18 protein-coding genes are annotated in these 19355 nt (G+C 37.3%); 11 read left to right on the top strand and 7 right to left on the bottom strand.

Annotated features, from left to right (window positions below):
* Nucleotides 1–100 precede the first annotated feature (100 nt).
* Nucleotides 101–1117: a homoserine O-acetyltransferase gene (metX, locus tag JWR87_RS01180; RefSeq protein ID WP_297814723.1), complete on the bottom strand. Its 1017-nt coding sequence runs from the start codon at nt 1115–1117 to the stop codon at nt 101–103.
* 67 nt (nt 1118–1184) lie between these two features.
* Here metX and JWR87_RS01175 point away from each other — a divergent pair, with 67 nt between their 5' ends.
* The 3 genes from JWR87_RS01175 (at nt 1185) to JWR87_RS01165 (ending at nt 4971) form a co-directional block, all read left to right on the top strand.
* Nucleotides 1185–1631: an OsmC family protein gene (locus JWR87_RS01175; RefSeq protein WP_297814722.1), complete on the top strand. Its 447-nt coding sequence runs from the start codon at nt 1185–1187 to the stop codon at nt 1629–1631.
* 144 nt (nt 1632–1775) lie between these two features.
* Nucleotides 1776–2948, top strand: coding sequence for an aminotransferase class I/II-fold pyridoxal phosphate-dependent enzyme (locus JWR87_RS01170; RefSeq protein ID WP_297814721.1), 1173 nt, complete (start codon nt 1776–1778; stop codon nt 2946–2948).
* Nucleotides 2949–3096: 148 nt separating this feature from the next.
* Nucleotides 3097–4971: a hypothetical protein gene (locus JWR87_RS01165; protein ID WP_297814720.1), complete on the top strand. Its 1875-nt coding sequence runs from the start codon at nt 3097–3099 to the stop codon at nt 4969–4971.
* Nucleotides 4972–5071: 100 nt separating this feature from the next.
* Here the strand turns inward: JWR87_RS01165 and JWR87_RS01160 are convergent, their stop codons facing one another.
* The gene (locus JWR87_RS01160) at nt 5072–5323 is read right to left on the bottom strand and encodes a hypothetical protein (protein ID WP_297814719.1); all 252 of its coding nucleotides are present in this window, start codon (nt 5321–5323) and stop codon (nt 5072–5074) included.
* Nucleotides 5324–5368: 45 nt separating this feature from the next.
* The gene (locus JWR87_RS01155) at nt 5369–5743 is read right to left on the bottom strand and encodes a response regulator (protein ID WP_297814718.1); all 375 of its coding nucleotides are present in this window, start codon (nt 5741–5743) and stop codon (nt 5369–5371) included.
* A gap of 251 nt (nt 5744–5994) precedes the next feature.
* On the opposite strand from JWR87_RS01155, the gene JWR87_RS01150 reads away from it, so the two are divergent.
* From JWR87_RS01150 to JWR87_RS01130, 5 genes are all read left to right on the top strand, one after another.
* Nucleotides 5995–6600: a porin family protein gene (locus JWR87_RS01150; protein ID WP_297814717.1), complete on the top strand. Its 606-nt coding sequence runs from the start codon at nt 5995–5997 to the stop codon at nt 6598–6600.
* Between the two features lie 26 nt (nt 6601–6626).
* Nucleotides 6627–7346: an OmpA family protein gene (locus tag JWR87_RS01145; protein ID WP_297814716.1), complete on the top strand. Its 720-nt coding sequence runs from the start codon at nt 6627–6629 to the stop codon at nt 7344–7346.
* A 978-nt stretch (nt 7347–8324) separates the two neighbouring features.
* Nucleotides 8325–9746, top strand: coding sequence for an RNA polymerase factor sigma-54 (gene rpoN / locus JWR87_RS01140; RefSeq protein WP_297814715.1), 1422 nt, complete (start codon nt 8325–8327; stop codon nt 9744–9746).
* Between the two features lie 37 nt (nt 9747–9783).
* Nucleotides 9784–11292, top strand: coding sequence for a sigma-54 dependent transcriptional regulator (locus tag JWR87_RS01135; protein WP_297814714.1), 1509 nt, complete (start codon nt 9784–9786; stop codon nt 11290–11292).
* Nucleotides 11293–11492: 200 nt separating this feature from the next.
* Nucleotides 11493–12938 (top strand): hybrid sensor histidine kinase/response regulator, encoded by a 1446-nt coding sequence (locus JWR87_RS01130; RefSeq protein WP_297814713.1) that lies wholly within the window; start codon nt 11493–11495, stop codon nt 12936–12938.
* Nucleotides 12939–13172: 234 nt separating this feature from the next.
* Here the strand turns inward: JWR87_RS01130 and JWR87_RS01125 are convergent, their stop codons facing one another.
* Together JWR87_RS01125 and JWR87_RS01120 are read right to left on the bottom strand one after the other, a co-directional pair.
* Nucleotides 13173–13691 carry a hypothetical protein gene (locus tag JWR87_RS01125; protein ID WP_297814712.1) on the bottom strand — a complete coding sequence of 173 codons (519 nt, stop codon included), beginning with the start codon at nt 13689–13691 and terminating at the stop codon, nt 13173–13175.
* Between the two features lie 281 nt (nt 13692–13972).
* Nucleotides 13973–14926 carry a YihY/virulence factor BrkB family protein gene (locus JWR87_RS01120; protein ID WP_297814711.1) on the bottom strand — a complete coding sequence of 318 codons (954 nt, stop codon included), beginning with the start codon at nt 14924–14926 and terminating at the stop codon, nt 13973–13975.
* Nucleotides 14927–15111: 185 nt separating this feature from the next.
* Here JWR87_RS01120 and JWR87_RS01115 point away from each other — a divergent pair, with 185 nt between their 5' ends.
* Both JWR87_RS01115 and JWR87_RS01110 read left to right on the top strand, forming a co-directional pair.
* The gene (locus JWR87_RS01115) at nt 15112–15258 is read left to right on the top strand and encodes a lmo0937 family membrane protein (RefSeq protein ID WP_297814710.1); all 147 of its coding nucleotides are present in this window, start codon (nt 15112–15114) and stop codon (nt 15256–15258) included.
* 78 nt (nt 15259–15336) lie between these two features.
* On the top strand, nt 15337–17496 hold the full coding sequence (locus JWR87_RS01110; RefSeq protein ID WP_297814709.1) for a hypothetical protein: 2160 nt from the start codon (nt 15337–15339) through the stop codon (nt 17494–17496).
* A gap of 55 nt (nt 17497–17551) precedes the next feature.
* Here the strand turns inward: JWR87_RS01110 and JWR87_RS01105 are convergent, their stop codons facing one another.
* Entirely contained in the window at nt 17552–17908 is a 357-nt protein-coding gene (locus tag JWR87_RS01105) for a hypothetical protein (protein ID WP_297814708.1), read from the bottom strand.
* Between the two features lie 127 nt (nt 17909–18035).
* Nucleotides 18036–18503, bottom strand: coding sequence for a PA2169 family four-helix-bundle protein (locus JWR87_RS01100; protein ID WP_297814707.1), 468 nt, complete (start codon nt 18501–18503; stop codon nt 18036–18038).
* Between the two features lie 267 nt (nt 18504–18770).
* Between JWR87_RS01100 and JWR87_RS01095 the strand changes: the two genes are divergently transcribed.
* Entirely contained in the window at nt 18771–19238 is a 468-nt protein-coding gene (locus JWR87_RS01095) for a hypothetical protein (protein ID WP_297814706.1), read from the top strand.
* Nucleotides 19239–19355: the final 117 nt, after the last annotated feature.

The raw sequence follows: 19355 nt of genomic DNA, 5'->3' as shown, positions 1-19355 counted from the left end.
TGTTGGAAAAAAGCCGATATAAAAAGATACGGTACAAGTGAGTGACACAACCGCAGCTCAACAAATAACAAATGTGGGCGGCCCTAAAATAGACCTTACATTACCCTTTGTTGAGCCAATCTCCGAGATGTTTGGAAATTTTGCCGCACTCGATCAAAAAACCATCATGTCCATAAGAGGAGTCAATTTCGATATAAGTGGCGTCGGGTATATTATCGGCAATGTGCTTTTGCTCTTCTACGGGACAAAGAAGGTCGCTGGTAATTCCCATAATCAACGTTCTCTGTGGCATTGATTGAAGTACTTGTTCCTGTGTTTTGTTTCTTCCCCTTGCCAGGTTATGGCTGTCCATTGCTTTTGTAAGCAACCAATAGCTTTGGGCATTAAAGCGTTTTACCAGTTTATCTCCCTGGTAATTTATATACGATGACGCCTTAAAGTTGTCTGTTTTTTCCGGGTCGGTATCGGTTTGTTTTTCAACCAGTATTCTGTAGTTTCTATAAGTGAGAAGGCCAATAGCTCTTGCAGCTTTTAGGCCCGCTTTCCCGGCTTCCAAGTGCTCGTCTCTCCATGAACTGTCCGCTTCAATAGCCAGGCGTTGCGACGTGTGAATAGCGATACCCCATGCACTTTCGGCCGCAGAGGTTGTTACCAAAAACAGATTTTGAATGCGCTGGCTTTCTATAACACACCATTCAAGCGCCTGGTATCCGCCCATGCTTCCGGCCATTAGTAAATAGATACTTTCAATTTCAAGGTGTTGCCTTAGTACAATGTGAGCTTTCACCATATCGCGTATGGTAACGGCAGGAAAATTAGAAAAATAAGGCTGACCTGTTGCGGCATTAACACTCGTGGGCCCGGTAGTGCCATAACACGAACCGATAATGTTTGCGCAAACAATAAAGTATTTTTTGGGATCAATTATGCAATTTTCACCCACCACGCCAGGCCACCATTCTGTAACCGCAGAATTGGAAGTCAGCGCATGACATACCCATACTACATTGTTCTTCTCTTTATTCAACTTGCCGTAAGTGCTGTAAGCAATTTTTAAATCACTTATGGTCCCTCCACTTTCAGTCGCAAAAGGTATGGTACAGTTCAGATAATTCATTTGTTCTTCCTATATTCAAAACTCAAAGTAACAGCTTGCTTGAATTACATTTGCAAAAATATTTATCATGGTTAATATAGAATTGACCCGAGTAGAAGGAGATTTTGGTTTCGAAGCTAAAGACTCAAACGGAAATGTGGTGCGAATGGACAGTAATCCAGAGTTGGGTGGAAAAGGTTTTGGTGCCCGTCCGATGCAATTATTACTAATGGGAATGGGAGGATGTGCAGGAATTGATATCGTTTCGATTTTGAAAAAGCAAAGACAAACAGTTGAAGGTTTTGACATGAAGATTGAAGGCGAACGCGAGGCGGGAGCTGAGCCTTCGTTATGGAAAACGGTAAGCATTATTTTTGAATTGAAAGGCAATATTGATATAGATAAGGCAAGGAGAGCTTGTGCGCTTTCAATGGACAAATATTGTTCTGTTGCAGAAACGCTACGCAAATCAGGTAGCAGCATTACATGGGATGTAAGAGTGATAACAGCAGAACCAGTCGTCGTTGTTTCTTAGTTTTTTTTTTGACCAGGGAGAATATCTTTATTCAACATCGTTGTGTCACTCACTTCTACTTTTGAATATGATGGCTGCTTTTTTCGGCCGCGATAAGAAACACGGGAACTTGTCTGCACCTCATTTAAACAAATACAAATTATCATGGAACAACACCCAATAACAAAAGCCATCAGGATAAGAACAGATCAGACCAATGAGATGGAACATTCATCTCCGCTGTTTCTGACCAGTAGTTTTTGTTATGATGATGCGGAGGAAATGCGGGCAACATTTGCGGATGAGAATGATAATAATATTTACTCCCGTTTTAGCAATCCAACGGTACAGGAGTTTACGGACAGGATGGTAGCACTCGAAGGTGCGGAAGCAGGATTTGCTACGTCGTCGGGCATGAGTGCCGTATTTGCATCATTTATGGGATTGCTAAAAAGTGGCGACCATTTATTGTCGTGCAATGCAGTTTTTGGTAGCACCCATACCGTTATTTCAAAGTATTTACCTAAATACGGAATAGCATATAGTTACATCAACGCGGATGCAAGTGCAGATGAATGGGCAGCGGCTGTAAAGCCAAATACAAAGATGATTTATATTGAAACGCCTACCAATCCCGGACTGGACATTATAGATTTGGACCTGGTTTCTGCGGTAGCTAAGAAAAATAATATCATTTTTAATGTAGACAATTGTTTTGCTACTCCTTTGGGACAACGGCCCATCCTTTTTGGTGCAGACCTGGTTGTTCACTCGGCAACAAAATGGATAGACGGGCAAGGCAGGGTACTAGGCGGAATAGTGGTTGGTAAAAAAGAGCTTGTAAAAGAAATTCATGCTTTTTGTAGAAGCACCGGACCATCAATGTCGCCTTTTAATGCCTGGGTTTTAAGCCGGAGCCTCGAAACACTTGATGTAAGAATGGAGCGGCATGCCAAAAACGCTTTATATATTTCGAATGCATTAGAAAATCATGCAAAGATTTCAAGTTTAAAATATCCGTTTCTTCCAAGTCATCCTCAACATAACATTGCTCTGAAGCAAATGCAAAATGGGGGAGGAATTGTTTGTTTTGAGTTAAAAGGAGGCTTACAAGCCGGGCGGGATTTTTTGAATAACCTTAAAATGCTAACGCTTACTGCTAACCTTGGTGATACGAGAAGTATTGCTTCTCATCCCGCCAGCACAACGCATGCAAAACTAACTGACGAAGAAAGACTTACTGTGAACATTACTCCAGGACTTATCAGAATTTCAGTGGGCTTAGAGCACCAGGATGATATTTTAAATGATATTGTGCAGGCACTCGAAAATTGTTAGCAGAAGTAATTCCTGCACCGGGGCAGGCCAATTTCGGATAGTTTTAAAAAATGAAGGGGTTGAATCGGTTCAATCTGTAGATATTTAAGTATCTTAAAATCTAAGACAACCTTTAACTACAACAGTAAGTTTATATAATATAAAGATCATGGCAAGTGTGAAGCGGATTACATCTTTTTATTTTCTAATCATTGTCTTTCAACTATTCCTTTCAATTATAGCAATTTCATCTTTTGCTCAAACAAAACCGAGTTATAGAAACCACGAGGAAATAGATGTAGGGGGTGGGATGAAAGTAGAAATTTTAAAGTGCTATGGCGAAGGCCCGACCGAAGAATGCGATTGCATTTATTTTACTGATAAAAGGCAGACTGGCACCAGGATGAAGCAAAACGCGAACAGGCTGAAAGAAGAGGAGCGCGCAGCTAATTTAGCAAGGGGTATTACGACGCCGGTAAGTAGAACAAGCGGTTCATCCACTAACGTTGCAGCCGACAATAGAACTGATAAGGCGATCCCTGCATCTATCGCACCTAATCCATTAGTCAAAGCCACTCCCCGCAAGGCCACGTTGGAAGAAGCGGTTAAGAGGGCTGATTCTGTTGCAAGAGCTAGTTCTGAAAAAATGAAGGAAGGGTTGTCGAAAAGCTCGGCTGCTGACGATTCTACTGAAATGGATAAGGTTTATATACCAAAAGTTACAGAGACAGGAGCAACCCGCTTTGAAGCTTCTAATACAATCTCCGCTAATATAACTAGTCGTGATACTGCCACGCAAGGAGTACAAAAGGATACCAGCGTTGCTGTTGCTTCATATTCTGCACAATCTTCTTATGGATTGGTCCTTGATACTGTTTTGAGATTAGACGAAAGGAAGCAGGACGCTGGTATTGCTCCATCTCCTGCAGCCGTTGCTAATAAACCTGTGCGTGATACTATTGCCGCGGGAGTACAAAAAGATACGGTGGTTAGTGTTGCTTCAGCGCAAGTAATCGCCTCCACCTCTTCTGACAGTGTGGTAGAAGCGGCGGAGACAACCAAATCGATTACTGTAATAAAAACTCCGCCGGTTAATAATTCTGTCTCTTCTGATACGATTACAAAAACAACAATTAAAAGTGCTGGAGACCTTGCAACTTCGCCTGTTAATAGTGTTTCGAATACGGCGATTGATACAACGGAAAATAATTGGGTTAAACAGTATCAGCAGGTGAAGCCCGGTTTGTCTATTAATGAACCGCTTGTTTCAAAACCTCATCAGGACGAGGTGAACAATGAGAAAGTCACTGATACTTCATCTACTTTAAACGCAAATGCCGGCGCTGTAAAAAAAGATGCTGTCACTAATGCTCCAAATGCAACTGTAAATAGTGATGACGCCACAACCGCTCCACAACCGGATATAGAGAGTAACAAGTCGGCAGTTTCGAATTTGATTGGCAAAAGCGCAGAAGTAAATACAAAAGGTGATTGGGAAAAGGCGACTATAATAGACAAAGAAACGGAGTTTTTATACAAGGTGCACTACCTGGGAAGAACATCTGAACACGATGAATGGGTGTCGGTAACACAAATAAGAAACATAGACTCGGCTGCTGTTGCGGAAATTAAGCGCGTTACTGAAAATCCGTCTAAAATTTCTAAAGTAAATACCGGCTGCTCTTTCGAAGCTCCTGCCCCTCCTGTTTCAAACGGGGACAAGTTTTCAGAAAAATTAGCTAAAAGAAAGATTTATGAAGGTTATGTAAATGCCAACAAGGGAAATGGTGTTAAAAAAACTGGCATTACTTTTTTATCTCTAACTACTGAAACTCCCTATGTGAATACTGTAAGTGTATCAGCAGCAAATGTGCTCGAAATTAAATTCGCTTTTGCACCGGCAGGGGCAATGATTTATCCAGTGAAGACGCAGTTCAAAGTTTGTGAACAGGCTTTAGGTAAAAATTTCAGCAAAACTTTAAACTCCTATTATGGATGCTTCAGAAACAAAACCGGGGCATGGGCCTGCGCCGTTGTAGAGTAATCAACAATAAGTAGAATTTCTTTGCAAGGGTCGGATGTACCAGGCTAAAAATAAGGTGCTAACAGGGGTAGGATGTATCTTCATACTTAGGAAAACTGCTTTACAAAGTCATTCCGTTTCCATTTTGAACCGGGCTCTCATTACCCGACGCCGTGTTATTATTGGCATCTTCTAAATATTCTTGTTGCTCATCACTCTTCTCATAAGCTTTTTTCTGCTGCTCAGGCCGGTCAACCCCTTGCCCGTCCTGAACTTGGCTATCGCCAGTAGTTTTGTCATTTGCCTTTGAGTCAGTCGAAGAAGTTTTTACATCCGTTGAAGCATTCGGATCTGCGTTATATGTTTCTTCCATAATCTGATTGTTAACGTTGATAAATTCAATTGGATAAAAAAAAGTTTATTTTAAAAAGTTGTCAATTTGAGATATGGATATAGGTTTTTCAACTATGTGACATTGGGTAATGCCATCAACATTCGAATCGTCTTTATTGTCACCACAAAAAGGTCTGTTACCCGGCTTATTAGCGCTTATTAAAAATAAATGGACCCCCGGAACAGCTTTAATAATATTCTGTGCTTCCTTCCAGCCTAAACCATCTGGAAGATTATTGTCGAGAATTACTATGTCAGGAGTATTACTTCGTACGAATCCCAAACCGTCATGAAGGGTATGAGAGATGCTGACGTCGCAATTTTTTTTGGATAAATAGAATTGCATAAGTAAACAAAAATCTACTTCATCGTCGATAATCAATACTTTCTTTTTATCCATACAGCAATGTTGTAAAAAACGTTGCCACTATAATACTTAAATCAATCCTTAGCATAAGTAATTTGTTTGTAGAAACAATTTCTCACAAAAAAAAATTAATCATTTATAAGCAGATAAGTAGGGAGTTATAACTTTTGTCCCATCAAATGACAATAATTTAAATTTCTGTACAATTTTATTGCGATCAATTCTTACGCAATATGTTTTATTATGGCACTAAAATTGACTAAGGTGAGAAAAATTGATTTAGTATGAAGAACATTTTATTAGCATTGGTTATCAGTAGCGGACTTAGTCTTGTGGCAGGTGCTCAAAGTAAATTTTCTCTTGGACCTAATGCAGGTGTAGGGGCATCATGGTTAGACAACACTCCTAATCGAAAGACTAAACTGGCCGGTAATGCAGGTTTATCTTTAGTATATAGTGCTGCTGAACATTTTGGAATTGGACTGGATGCGAAGTATTCTTTTGAGGGAGGGAAGTATTCGGCAAACGGACAAACAACTACAACAGACCTTAATTATTTTAGGGTACCGTTAAAGGCTATTTATTTCTTTAATAGCTATGGACATAAAGTAAGACCGAAAGTATTTGTCGGTCCATCATTCGGCTTCCTAAGCGGAGGACAAACAAAAATAGAGTCACCTGTCGTTACTCAAACAGTAAACTCCAAAGATTTTTATAAGTCTTTCGATTTTGGTGTCACTGCCGGCGCCGGGTTAAATGTACGTCTGGTAAGCAACACTTGGTTTAATGCTGATGTAAACTATCTACATGGCATTACTGATATTAGGCCAGGCACTAACCAGCATAACAGGAACTTAGGGGTGAACGTTGGCGTCAACTTTGGCTTATAAAAAATTGAGTTTTAAAATTATAAATTATGCATCGCATCATAACAATACAAAATATTCATGGAAAATATGTTAGAACAATTTTATCACGGCTGTGGTTGATAACGATAATTACAGGGCTGGCTGGATCTGGTTGTAAAAGCCTGAATAAAACTCAAAAGGGTACTATTATTGGCGCTGCTGGCGGGGCAGCAGTAGGGGCAGGCGTGGGCAAAGCTGCAAAAAACACAGTACTGGGAGCTATCATAGGCGCAACAGTAGGTGGGGTAACCGGTGGAATTATTGGTAAACAAATGGATAAAGAAGCCAGGGAAATTGCTCAGATACCTGGTGCGGAAGTAAAGCGTGTAGGAGAAGGTATTAACGTAACCTTTGAATCAGGTGTTTTATTTGGCATTGATAAATCTGACATCAGTGTTACTGCACAAACCAAAATTAAAGACCTGGCAAATGTTTTTGCAAAATATCCCGATTCTTATATTTTAATTGAAGGGCATACTGATGCTTCAGGCAGTTCATCCCATAATTTAAACCTTTCCGAAGAAAGAGCAAAAGCAGTAGGAGCTTACTTGCAAGCTCAAAAAATATCTCCTGCCAGAATTAAGACTGCCTGGTATGGTGAAACCCAACCGAAAGTTGCAAATGATACTGAAGAAAATAAGTCCCAAAATCGAAGGGTAGAATTTGCCGTTTACGCAAACGAAGCTTTAATAGAAAAGGCAAAAAAAGAAACTGCCGGAACAGAATAAAAAAAATAAATATTAAAAAAAAATGCTGTAAAAAAAGAATACAGCATTTTTTTTTACTGTAACTATCTGTCTTTCACCTTTAATGTTAACTGCTTCGCTGATCGTATCACCCTTTTAATGAAGGTATAAATGCGAGCTCAATTCAACGAAAAGTGTTTTTTTAAAGAAGAAAACTGATTCTAAATTCTTTTGGTACGGAATTTACCCTAGAGGAAATAGAACAATAACCTATGAAAGCATCCGGAAAATTTTTAAAAAACGCCTTAGAATGCATGACACAGTTCGTGCTGTTGCCCGGTGTCCAATTTCACTTTGATGATGTTGTGCGTTTTTACTCAAAAAACATAGAGACAATTATAGCTAAGCGTAGAAAACCTCCGGTACGAAATCAGTTCTAAATATGCTGTATAGTAAAAAAATAAAAATTAAGAACGTCCCACTTCTTTACTTCTAACAAAGTTACTACCGCTACTTTTCGCGACAATTCCTCAAATTCATTTCCGAAGCTGACACTAGTAAAGAAAACAGAGTTGTAGCTGTTGTGCTAGTAAACTCTTTTGTAGTTTAGATTCTTTTAAATTTTCTATTCTTATTAAAATGCTAAGAGGTTCAAATTGTAGACCTGATAGGGGTTGTGCTTTAAGATTATTATTGTATTGTCGTCCCCCTTTGCCATTTGCGCTGTTGCCCGCATTAATAAAGGAAAATTATTTTTAATAAAGTGTTGAGGCAGTGTTACTTACAATAAGACACATAGTAGAAAATAGGTAAATAAATTTTTAAATAAAATGGCTGTGGAAACTTTTCTACACTCTACCTTTGATTTAAGCTCCTATTTTAGTGAAGCTTATGAAGTAATTAAAATATATATTTGTAACATGTTCTATTTGCAGTGTTTACACTTTTTTTGCACATCATTAAACTTTGGTGTTGTATTGGATTCATTGAAAGTGAACATTTAAACCTCAGATAATCAATATGCTCAGCCAAATTCAAACCCAAAAACAGCAGTTGAAAATTTTGCCACAGCAAATTCAAATGCTGAACATTTTTCATCTAAATGTTTTAGAATTAGATCAGCGTATAAGTGACGAATTAGACGAGAATCCATTGTTGGAAATGAATGAAGAGGAAGAGACAGTGGCAGTTGAGAAATTTGCAAAAGAGAATGCTCAGGATTATGAAGATTGGGAAGAACACGGCTATGATGATGTACCTGATTACAAGCTTGAATATGAGAACTATTTTAACAGTGAGTCTATACCTAACGTACCTATAAAGTCTTTCAGTGATTACCGGGAAGGGCTCAAAGATCAAATAAGGTACATGGGTCTCTCAGAAAAACATTTAAGCTTAGCGGACTATATCATCGATTGCCTTAACTGCAATGGTTTTTTATTGCAGGATTTGGAGGATATGGCAGATGATCTTTCATTCAAACATGGAGTGATAGTCGAAGCCGATGAGTTGGAAGAAGTTGTCGGACATATTCAAAAACTCGATCCCGTTGGTGTTGGTGCAAAAAATACCAGGGAGTGTTTGCTTTTGCAACTCCATAATCTTAAGAAAAAAGGCCCTGATGTAAAAATGGCAATTAAGTTGCTTGAGAATCATTACCCAGACCTGTCTCATCGCAACATGGAAAAGATAATGGACGCACTCTCCATTGATGAAGAAGAACTGAAAATTGTTTTGAGATTATTAGCGTCTCTAAAACTTAAGCCTGTACTTGAAGAATTTGAAGGCACTACTGTAAACAATAATATTATACCCGATTTTATTTTAACGGTTGATGACGACGGCGATATAGAAGTAAATTTATACAGGTCAAGATCTTCATCTTTGTACATTAATCAGTCGTTAATGGAAACGGTGCAATTTGCAGGAGCAACTAGGGATAAGTCAGCGACACAGTATTTAAAAAGTAAATTAAGTTCTGCTCAGTGGTTTGTAAATGCAATTAAGCAGCGCGAGGGAACAATGATGCAAATCATGAAAGCCATAGTTGAACTGCAAAGAGAGTATTTTAAGACTGGAGACGTAAGCCTTCTAAAACCGATGATTTTAAAAAATATAGCGGACAAAGTGGGTGTAGATATATCAACTGTTTCAAGAGTTACTTCAAATAAATATGTAGACACACCATTTGGTATTATTTTGCTTAAAAATTTGTTTACTGAGGGTATCATAAATAAAGAAGGTGAGGTCATTAGTAACAGAGTTATACAATCAGCTATCGAAGGTGTTATAGAAAAAGAAGATAAGTTAAATCCCTACACTGATCAGCAGTTGGTAGCTATTTTAGCAAACAAGGGAATTAACGTAGCCAGACGTACCATAGCAAAGTATAGGGAGCAACTTCAAATCCCGGTTGCCCAACTAAGAAGAATGTGGGCTTGAAATCAAAACGAATTAAACTAAGTATTAAATTTTCTAAATGAGTAAAATTTTAGTTATAGATGACGATGTAGACATGTGCTTACTTCTAAAGCGGTTCTTAACTAAGAATGGTTATGAAGTAACCCTGGCCCACAACGGAAAGAAAGCCCTCGATGAACTTGAGAATGCCGAGCCAAACCTTGTACTGTGTGATTTCCGATTAGAAGACATTGACGGGAAGGAGCTTTTGATTAAGATAAAAGAAAGATATCCCCGTACTCCTGTGATTATCGTTACCGGGTATAGCGATATAAAGGTTGCCGTAGATGTGATGAAATTAGGAGCCTATGATTACGTTACTAAGCCCTTATTTCCTGATGAGATACTATTAAGTATTAAATCTGCTTTACAGAAAAGTTCTGCTAAGCAGGAAAACGTGGCTACAGTAATAATGCCTGAAGATGATTCTAAGAATAGTACAAAATCGAAAACAATTACTTCCGGTCAATATATTTTCAGTGATAGTCCTGAATTTAAAAATATTCTTAAGCAAATTGACCTTGTATCACCAACCAACTATAGTATTCTAATCTACGGTGAGAGCGGAAGTGGAAAAGAAGCTATTGCCCAGGAAATACATAAGCGCAGCAAACGTAAAGACATGCCTTTTGTTGCCATTGATTGTGGCGCCTTATCAAAAGAATTAGCAGGAAGTGAGTTGTTTGGTCATGAAAAAGGTTCGTTTACAGGGGCTCTTAACCAGAAGATAGGAAACTTTGAAATTGCAAACGGAGGGACTATTTTTCTTGATGAAGTAGCAAATTTATCCTACGATGTGCAGGTTGCTTTATTGCGGGTTGTTCAAGAAAGAAAAATGCGCCGAATAGGTGGTAATAAAGATATTGACCTGGACGTGAGGATTATAATAGCAAGTAACGAACGATTGCTTGATGCGGCAAAGAAAGGAAAATTTCGGGAAGACTTATATCACCGTTTTAATGAGTTTAGTATAGAAGTGCCGCCGCTTCGTGATCGGAAATACGATATGATGATTTTTGCAAAACACTTCCTTAAGCTTACTAATGACGAGTTAAGTAAGAATATCAAAGGCTTTTCTCCGGAAGTTGAGGCAATTTTTAAAACATATGTATGGCCAGGTAACTTACGCGAATTAAAAAACGTTGTAAAAAGAGCTACTCTACTTTGTGATACTGAGTATATAATGCCTACCGTGCTGCCTTTTGAAATTACAAACTTCAGTAAGCTCCAATTTGGAGAAACCAGTGAGGAAGCAACCTCTAATATACAGGTTAAACAGCCAGACCCTGTCCCTGCAACAGCAACTTATACCTCCCCTGTTATACCTGAGCCGGTGTTTACAAAACAGTTGGAAATAAATGAGCATAGTTTGAAAGGTGCCAGTATCGACGCAGAATACGAGATGATAGTAGAGGCATTAAGAAAGGCTAATTATAATAAAAGTAAAGCGGCTAAAATATTAAACGTAGACAGAAAGACTTTGTATAATAAGATGAAACAGTATAAGCAGTTTAATAGCGATTTGTAGCGTAAAGAGATGGATTATAATGTAAAAGGGTAAAAAGAACAAGTTACCCTTTTTTCTTTCATATTATAGATGCCGATACTGCGAAAGCCTTTTATTCAATTGTTACCAGACGAATGACAACATAAAATTTCCATTTAAAATAAACGAAGCATAATAAGACGGGTTGTTAATGAAATAAATAGAAAAACTGTAGATTTAAGATGAGCAAACAAAACCAGGAAAAGCGTATTTTAATTGTAGATGACGATGAAGATGATTTTTTTATTACTTCTGAATATATTAAAAGTATTCCCGCTAATAACTTTCTGGTCGACTGGTCGTACAACTATAATGATGCATTAAAGAAGTTGGTTACAAACGAGTATGACATCTATTTTGTTGATTACCGCCTGGGAATAAAAACAGGAATGGACCTTTTGAACGACGCAATTCAACGTGGTTGTGAAGCTCCTATAATATTACTGACCGGTAAAGGCACGCAGGAAATTGACGTTAAGGCAATGGAAAGCGGCGCATACGATTACCTTATAAAATCAGAATTAAATACAGAGAAGCTTGAAAGATGCATTAGGTATTCAGTTGAGAGAGCAGCGTCAATTCAGGCTCTGAAAGCAAATGAAAGAAGGTACAGAAGCATTTTTGAAAAATCGAAAGATATTGTCTTTATAACTGATACTCAGTTTAAGATTTCGGAGATTAATTATGCAGCAACCGAGCTACTCGATTATGAACTTGATGAATTGATAAGACGTGATATTTTTTCTCTTTTTAAAAACAAGAGTGATCGTACTTATTTTGCTGACATATTAGACGAAATCGGAGAGTTCTATGACTATGAAGTGGATTTGATGTCAAAAAAAGGGGAAGTTAAAAACTGTATTATTTCAGCATCTATTGAAATAAACAATAACGCAGAAAAATACATCCAGGGAATTATTCACGACAACACCAGTCGCAAGAAAGCAGAAAAGACGTCTTTGCAAGCTGAAAAGCTAGCAGCGACGGGGCGTCTTGTGCGTACATTAGCGCATGAAGTCAGAAACCCCTTAAACAACATTAATCTTTCTATAGAGCAGCTTATTCAACAGGCAAACGATGATGATTCGAAACTTTATCTGGAAATTGTACAGCGCAACGGCAAAAGAATAGGTGATTTAATAACAGAACTTCTTAATTCTGCCAGGCTTTCTTCCCAAATAAATTTGCATAAAATTTCTTTGCAATCAGCACTCGACAATGCCATTTCTGCTGCTATGGATCGGATGACTTTGAAACGCATAGATCTCCAGGTTTCTTCTCCCGAAACAGATTGTTTTGTTTTGCTTGATTCTGAAAAAATTCAACTTGCTTTTTTAAATATTATAATAAATGCCGTTGAAGCTATGGAGGAAGGTGTTGGCGTACTAAAAATCACGATTACATCAACAGAGGACGAGCACATTGTTGAAATTACTGATAATGGAAGTGGCATAAGCGATGAAAATATGTCTCGCCTATTTGAGCCTTATTTTACTTCTAAAAGAAATGGAATGGGTCTTGGCTTAGCCTCAACACTTAATATCGTTCAATCTCACAATGCGCATATCGATGTAAAATCAGAAATAAATCAGGGAACCTCATTCATTATAGGATTTAAAAAAGTGTAATCAATAGGGTTGATATGCACCGTAATAATTGGAAGATAGCCTGCTGAATATTTTTTCTTTTTATATTGCCTCAAACCACTTTGCAAGCACCTCATCTCTGCATGCTTTTATCCGGGCATAATAGCAAAGTAAATAGCGGCAAATACTTATTCAAGAAAGTTTGGAATAAGTTGAAATGCTTAGAAGATTTGTGTAATCCTGCTTGTAAGTATAATTGTATCTATAGTGAGAGGTTTAGAATCCGTAATTATGAGTTGCGGGCCCACTGAGATCGTAGCTTCTCGAAGCTGCACCTACAGAGTCGAATAACTGGGAGAAAACAGACCAAATTTTCTTAAGCACTAAGTTTTTCTTCTCGTAATTATTATCGTAAAAGTCCACCTTTAGTATTTGAACTTTAATAAGAACCTGTGTAGTTAGCGCATTGTTTATCTCTTCGGCAGTTAGGTCAGTTTGATAAGCAAGTTCTTCCGGATCATGAATTATTCTGGCCTTTCCAAAAATATTCATGAAATAGTTTTTACCCTTTTTGAAATAGTTCAAACCGACAGGAAATTCACGGTCGAATTGACTAATCAATTGTTGCGGCCGATTTATGAAAAAAGTGATGTAGCCACAGTCGTCGACCTTGAATGTATGAATAATGGTATTGTTGATTTTAAGGGGACTATTACTATGACAGTAGAAAATGGCCACCTTGATTTCTTCTATCTTTTCTGCAATAAAATGTAATACTTTTTCATTGTGTATCATGTTCGACCTTTAGTAGTTATACTTCTAAAAGTGTACCTGATTTTAATAAAACCTTTAAAATTTCTGTGTGGAATCAATTCTACAGCTAAGGGTATGTAAATGAAGAGTTTACCTGATTCTCTAAAAACCTCCGGTAAAGCTATCGCTGCAGAAGCGGATAATTAAGTCCGGAAATGGGAGTGTTTAAGCCAAATTTGAAACTGACATGAAGATTAGTAGGGCAAGAGGGCTAATAGTTACGCAACAAATGAAGCTTGCTTGTTATGTGCAGTAATTAAGATTTAGGTTTGTGCGGCTTCATTGTTTTTTCCTGCAAGGGCCACTGGTATTGTTTCTATTTCTTTCGCCTCTCTTTTAATTATAAATACCGCTGTATCATCTGGTATTATTCCGCCGCCATACTCTAAAGCGTAGGATTTAGTGAATTCGGCACCAAAATAAAGTATGAGTGAAGTGTAGTAAACCCAGAGAAGTATGATAATAACTGAGGCTGCTGTACCATACGTGGCACCCAGGTTAGATTTTCCCAGATAAAACCCAATACCAGCTTTTCCAATTATAAACAAAACAGAAGTAAAAGAAGCACCGATAAAAGCATCTTTCCATTTTATTTTTCCATCAGGTAGTACTTTAAAAATAATGGCAAATAAAAGGCTTATGATAACAAAAATGATAGCAATGTTTATTACATAAAAAATGTACACAGTAGTGTCAGGAAAGTAGTGTGTTAAACGATCGCTTAATATGTCAAGCAGGGCGCTTACTACCAGAGATACGATTAATAGAAAACCAAGGCTTACGATTAAAGAAAAAGAAAGAAGACGATTAACAAGAAACTTAACGACACCTCTTTTAGGTTTGGCTCTCAATGACCATATGAAATTTATGGAATCCTGTATCTCAGTAAAAATACCAGTTGCACCAATTACAAGGAAAACAGTTCCTATTATTGTACCTATTACTCCCTTATCTGAATGTTGGCTGTTTTTTATAATCTCCTGAACTTGTAAAGCTGCATCACTTCCTATTAACCCGTTAAGCTGTCCATACAGCCTACCTTGTACTGCGTCCCTTCCATAAAAAATTGCAGAAAGCGATATGATGATTATCAGTAAAGGGCCAATTGCAAAGATTGTATAATAAGATAAGGCTGCACTCAGTTTTGCACAGTTATCCTGGCTAAAACCGCTTGCAGCTTCTTTTAAAACGTGAAAATACCTTTTGATAAACTTCATTTTGCAGAGTTACTTCAATAATAGTATTAAGTTCATGCCACTCTGTAAAAAAATATAGCGGCATGTATTTCTGTTTTACACTTATCATACTTTATTTCAATCTTTTATAACAAGAAAAATGCATTCTATTATTGTATAAAAATAAGAGTGGCATGGTTCTTTAAATTATTTTTCAAACTTATTTTATGAGAAGTATACTTTATATCATTGCCGTTGTATTAGTTATTGGCTGGCTACTTGGAGTTTTTGTTTACAGTGTAAAAGGTATTATCCACGTGCTGTTAGTTCTGGCTATTATTTCTTTACTGCTTGGTATAATAAGAAGGGTATAAGTAGTTTTCGAACAGTTCCTATAAATTTTTTAAGCTACAGGGGTTTCTGTAGCTTTCTGTTTTCTAAAATAGGCCGAAATGATATTTAAGAAGCGTGGAAGAAATTTTTATCTTATTATTTCAATCGCCGCTTTAACTCTTATAGGCGGATATGTTTTTTATAAAATTAAAAAGCACCATTTTTTAGACCATCAGTTACAAAATATTGTAAGGGAAAAAACACATCAACTCTATACTATTAACTATGACTCAATTTCAGTTGATGAAGTTGGCGGGGATCTCTACATAAAAAATATTTACATAAAGGGTGATACAGCTCGCCAACTTCAACTAATCAATAGTAACGACACAAATGCTGCTTCAGTAATTTTTGACATTTATGTTCCTATGTTGAAAGTGGTTGATTTTAGTACCGCGAGGGCTTTGCTTTCTAAACAAATGGAGTGTAAGCAGATTGTTATACTTAATCCCCAGGTTAACCTTTACATATATCCCCGAAAGGACAACCCGACAGATAATAAAAAAAAGCAGGAAGCATTATACAAACAGATTTTAGGAAACTTCAAATTAATAAAGGCAGATAGTGTATCAGTTATAAATAGTGAAGTAATAGCTTCTGATTTTTTTACCAAAGAGATTAAGTTTCGTACGTTTAATACCACGATTAATTTAAGCAAGCTTGCAATAGATAGCACCTACAGCCAGGACACAACCCGCACTTTATTCTGTAAGGAGATTGGTATTAAGTCCGACAAAATTGTTTTTGGGGATAAGAGAAATACCGCCGAGGCCAGTTACGCAACTTTTGATACCCGTTCAAAAATCGTTGCATTTTCGTCTATTAGTTACGACGCTTTTAAGAATAATGGATTTTTCAAAACTACCCTCGAAGGAATATCTCTGAAAGGAATTGAATGGTTGGGGCCGGTGGAAAACTCAGATCTTATTATTGATAAAGTGGTGATTGATAAAGGTGAACTAGAGACCCTTACAGATAAGAATAAAGAAAATAAAAGTAGTCAAAAGAAAGCAGGTAAAATTTTGACAGGGTGGATTAAACATTTTTCCTTGAACAATTTGCAAATAAATTCGGTCAACTACGTTGGTAGAACAACAGAGGAGAAAAACAAGCCTTTTAAGTTGAAGAATAATACGTTTTCTATAAAGAACATAAACATTGATAAAACGTCTGAATTTAATGGTAAAATAATTAACCAGGCAAAAGAAATTGATTTCTATAATGATGAGATAAGTATAAAGAGCGCTGATAAACTGTACGAATACAAAGTGTCCGGAATTAGATTAAACACCAGGGCGAAGACTATATTAATAAAATCGTTGAGAGTTATACCTCAGTTAGACGAAGCGAAATTTGCAAAGAAAGCCCAGTATCAAACCGACCGGTTTAACATTATTATCAAGGATGTTCGTGGCAACAACCTAGATGCAGAGAAACTGGTAAAGGGTGAACTGGATATTGAGACAATAAATACAGTAGGAAGTTCAGTTAAAGTCTTTCGTGATTTGTCTTACCCGGTTGACAGCATTTCGAAAAACGGACAACAGATGACCTATCCCCATCAGATTATTCAAAAACTAGGGATACCAATTAGGATAAATAGTTTTGCCTTTATTGATACCTATATTGAATACAAAGAAAAAAGCCCAATCTCGCAAAATAGTGGAAGGGTTAGATTTTCAAATACCAATGTAACCATAAAGAATATTTCTAATCACAAAGCCAGGGAGGGTGAAAAGATAGTTGTTAATTTTAAAACGACCTTTCTTGATACGATACCGCTGACCGGGAGATTTACATTTTTTATAGACCAATGGGAAAAAGGAGTTTTCACAGCTGAGGCCTCTGTCGCTGACAAACTAAACGCCACCACTCTCAACCAATTAACAGAACCAATGGGGATGATAAAAGTCGAAAAGGGCACGATCAACTCTCTGAAGTTTTATATGAAAGCCGACACAAATACTTCTATCGGAACACTGGTAATGCCATATGAAGATTTAAAAGTAACGTTGTTAAAAAAGAAGGGCGACGAGTATGCTAAAAAAGGCGTTTTTAGCATACTCGCTAACCTCGCTGTCAAGAATAGTAACAAAGAAGGGAGAGACATGCGGACAGCCAAAGTTGTTATTACAAGAAACAAGTACCGCTCTTTTTTTAACTTTATATGGCTAACAGTATTTAAAGGAATAAAAGATATTGCCGTTATAAAAATATAAAGCACCTTTTGAGTGCTTTTTATTTTTCTCCGCATTAATCTCAATCCAATAAATGCTACTTAGTTGTCTTTTTTTGAAAGCTTTCTACGTGCTGCATAAATTCTGAAAGTTTCCGATCTGCATAGGGACCGTAAGCGTCAACAAGGGTGCCTTTCAAACCATCGGTAGTTTCTATAACGTAACAAATGGTGTTGTCGTTAGGGTCTGATTGTCCTTCAAACCTAAAAAAGTTAACAACGTTTACTTCTTCAGGCTGATATACTTTTTCAGTTTGAAGCGACCGTAAACCTTTGTCCGATATTTTAAAGTCGTCCGTATAACCGTCTAACACCATTTTATTCGTCACTAATGCCAGTGATTTCATATGAGGTATCAAGTCGTTATTTTCCATAAAGTCGTTATTCTCTTCCATACATTGATTTTTTAAATTATTTTAAATTTCTTGCCGCAATAATATAAAAAGCAACAAGGATTATAAGAAATAAAAGCCGGCAAAGTACCGGCTTTCTTCTCAAAAATAATAAAAACACTCTATATACCTAACTTACTTTATCGTGCAAATCGCGATATTTTTTAATTAAATCATGCGAGGTTTTTAAATCACTTTTTTGTGTGCTGATCAATTGTCTTATTTCTGTGCTCATGTAAGCATCAGACTCTAACGCAGCTTCATAGGCTCTTTGAGCTACATCTTCACCATACTCACAGTTACCTAAAATTGTCTCACGATCTTTCCCCGTAATGGCTGCTTTAAGATCCATCCAAACTCGGTATACTTTACCTGAAACAGTTGTGTCATGAGCTGCTTCTCCACCTAGTCGCCCTACTTCCTGCACTAATTGCGCAGTATACTTTCGGCTCTGGTCAGCCATTTCATTAAATATTGCTATCAAATCTACATCCAGGTCTTTTGCTTCTTTTACGGCTCTTTCATATCCTACTACCCGATCGTTATTTATTCTGATAAGATCGTTTAAGACACTTACTAATTCTTCTTGCTTTTCCATAATTAAGTTTTTAAAATTTAACAGTACGGTTATCCATGCTGCTAAAAAAAACGGGCCATTGAGCTGGCGATTAAAACTCGATGGTAGCAATCTTTAAATATTACGCAAACTATTTGTTGAGCAATAATTTCCACGCTCACTGCCTGAGTTCCAACCGTTTATATTAAAATTAAAATTGCTTTGAAGGTTAAAAACTACTATTGTTAGGCCTTTAAGGTTCTATTTTAAATGGCATGAAATTTTTCAATTAGAAAGAAACTGATGTTTATGAAAAAATGGGTAGTGATGTTTTCTATTTTCTTTGTTACCTCCGGCATTGTGAATGCACAGAGTATGGGCAGAAGTTATAAAACGGCGTTGGGCGTAAAGGTTTGGGATGGGGGAGGTATATCTTTTAAAACATTCGTAGCACCAAACAATGCTATGGAAGTAATCGGATATTTCTACAGGAATGGAACCAGGTTAACCGGGTTATACGAAATACACGGAGATATAGCTGATGCTGCGGGTCTAAAATGGTATATTGGTCCAGGCGCTCATCTAGGCTTTTATAACTATAAGGGTTACTCCGGCGATAAGGTTGTAGCGGGTGTTGATGGTGTATTGGGTCTGGATTATAAAGTCAACAGAGCTCCTATCAACTTTTCGATTGACTGGCAGCCTTCGTTCGAATTTGCCGAAGGACGCGGCTTTGTAGGCAGTTGGGGTGGTTTGGGGATAAGATATGCTTTCTAGCTTGTTCATAACCGAATACGGCAGAACAAAAAATCGTTTGCTTTTTGGTTGTCGGCATTTGTTCACTAATAAAACATCGTTGTGCCACTCACTTCTACATAACTTTCTATATTGATC

The sequence above is a fragment of the Segetibacter sp. genome (assembly GCF_025963695.1).
Classification (GTDB): Bacteria; Bacteroidota; Bacteroidia; order Chitinophagales; family Chitinophagaceae; genus Segetibacter.
Note: the sequence above shows the minus strand (reverse complement) of the source record. Positions and strands in the feature narration are given on the sequence as shown.

Coding starts and splice junctions, on each gene's coding strand:
- metX (WP_297814723.1), bottom strand. CDS start 1,117: ATGAATTATCTGAACTGTACCATACCTTTTGCGACTGAAAGTGGAGGG.
- JWR87_RS01175 (WP_297814722.1), top strand. CDS start 1,185: ATGGTTAATATAGAATTGACCCGAGTAGAAGGAGATTTTGGTTTCGAA.
- JWR87_RS01170 (WP_297814721.1), top strand. CDS start 1,776: ATGGAACAACACCCAATAACAAAAGCCATCAGGATAAGAACAGATCAG.
- JWR87_RS01165 (WP_297814720.1), top strand. CDS start 3,097: ATGGCAAGTGTGAAGCGGATTACATCTTTTTATTTTCTAATCATTGTC.
- JWR87_RS01160 (WP_297814719.1), bottom strand. CDS start 5,323: ATGGAAGAAACATATAACGCAGATCCGAATGCTTCAACGGATGTAAAA.
- JWR87_RS01155 (WP_297814718.1), bottom strand. CDS start 5,743: ATGGATAAAAAGAAAGTATTGATTATCGACGATGAAGTAGATTTTTGT.
- JWR87_RS01150 (WP_297814717.1), top strand. CDS start 5,995: ATGAAGAACATTTTATTAGCATTGGTTATCAGTAGCGGACTTAGTCTT.
- JWR87_RS01145 (WP_297814716.1), top strand. CDS start 6,627: ATGCATCGCATCATAACAATACAAAATATTCATGGAAAATATGTTAGA.
- rpoN (WP_297814715.1), top strand. CDS start 8,325: ATGCTCAGCCAAATTCAAACCCAAAAACAGCAGTTGAAAATTTTGCCA.
- JWR87_RS01135 (WP_297814714.1), top strand. CDS start 9,784: ATGAGTAAAATTTTAGTTATAGATGACGATGTAGACATGTGCTTACTT.
- JWR87_RS01130 (WP_297814713.1), top strand. CDS start 11,493: ATGAGCAAACAAAACCAGGAAAAGCGTATTTTAATTGTAGATGACGAT.
- JWR87_RS01125 (WP_297814712.1), bottom strand. CDS start 13,691: ATGATACACAATGAAAAAGTATTACATTTTATTGCAGAAAAGATAGAA.
- JWR87_RS01120 (WP_297814711.1), bottom strand. CDS start 14,926: ATGAAGTTTATCAAAAGGTATTTTCACGTTTTAAAAGAAGCTGCAAGC.
- JWR87_RS01115 (WP_297814710.1), top strand. CDS start 15,112: ATGAGAAGTATACTTTATATCATTGCCGTTGTATTAGTTATTGGCTGG.
- JWR87_RS01110 (WP_297814709.1), top strand. CDS start 15,337: ATGATATTTAAGAAGCGTGGAAGAAATTTTTATCTTATTATTTCAATC.
- JWR87_RS01105 (WP_297814708.1), bottom strand. CDS start 17,908: ATGGAAGAGAATAACGACTTTATGGAAAATAACGACTTGATACCTCAT.
- JWR87_RS01100 (WP_297814707.1), bottom strand. CDS start 18,503: ATGGAAAAGCAAGAAGAATTAGTAAGTGTCTTAAACGATCTTATCAGA.
- JWR87_RS01095 (WP_297814706.1), top strand. CDS start 18,771: ATGAAAAAATGGGTAGTGATGTTTTCTATTTTCTTTGTTACCTCCGGC.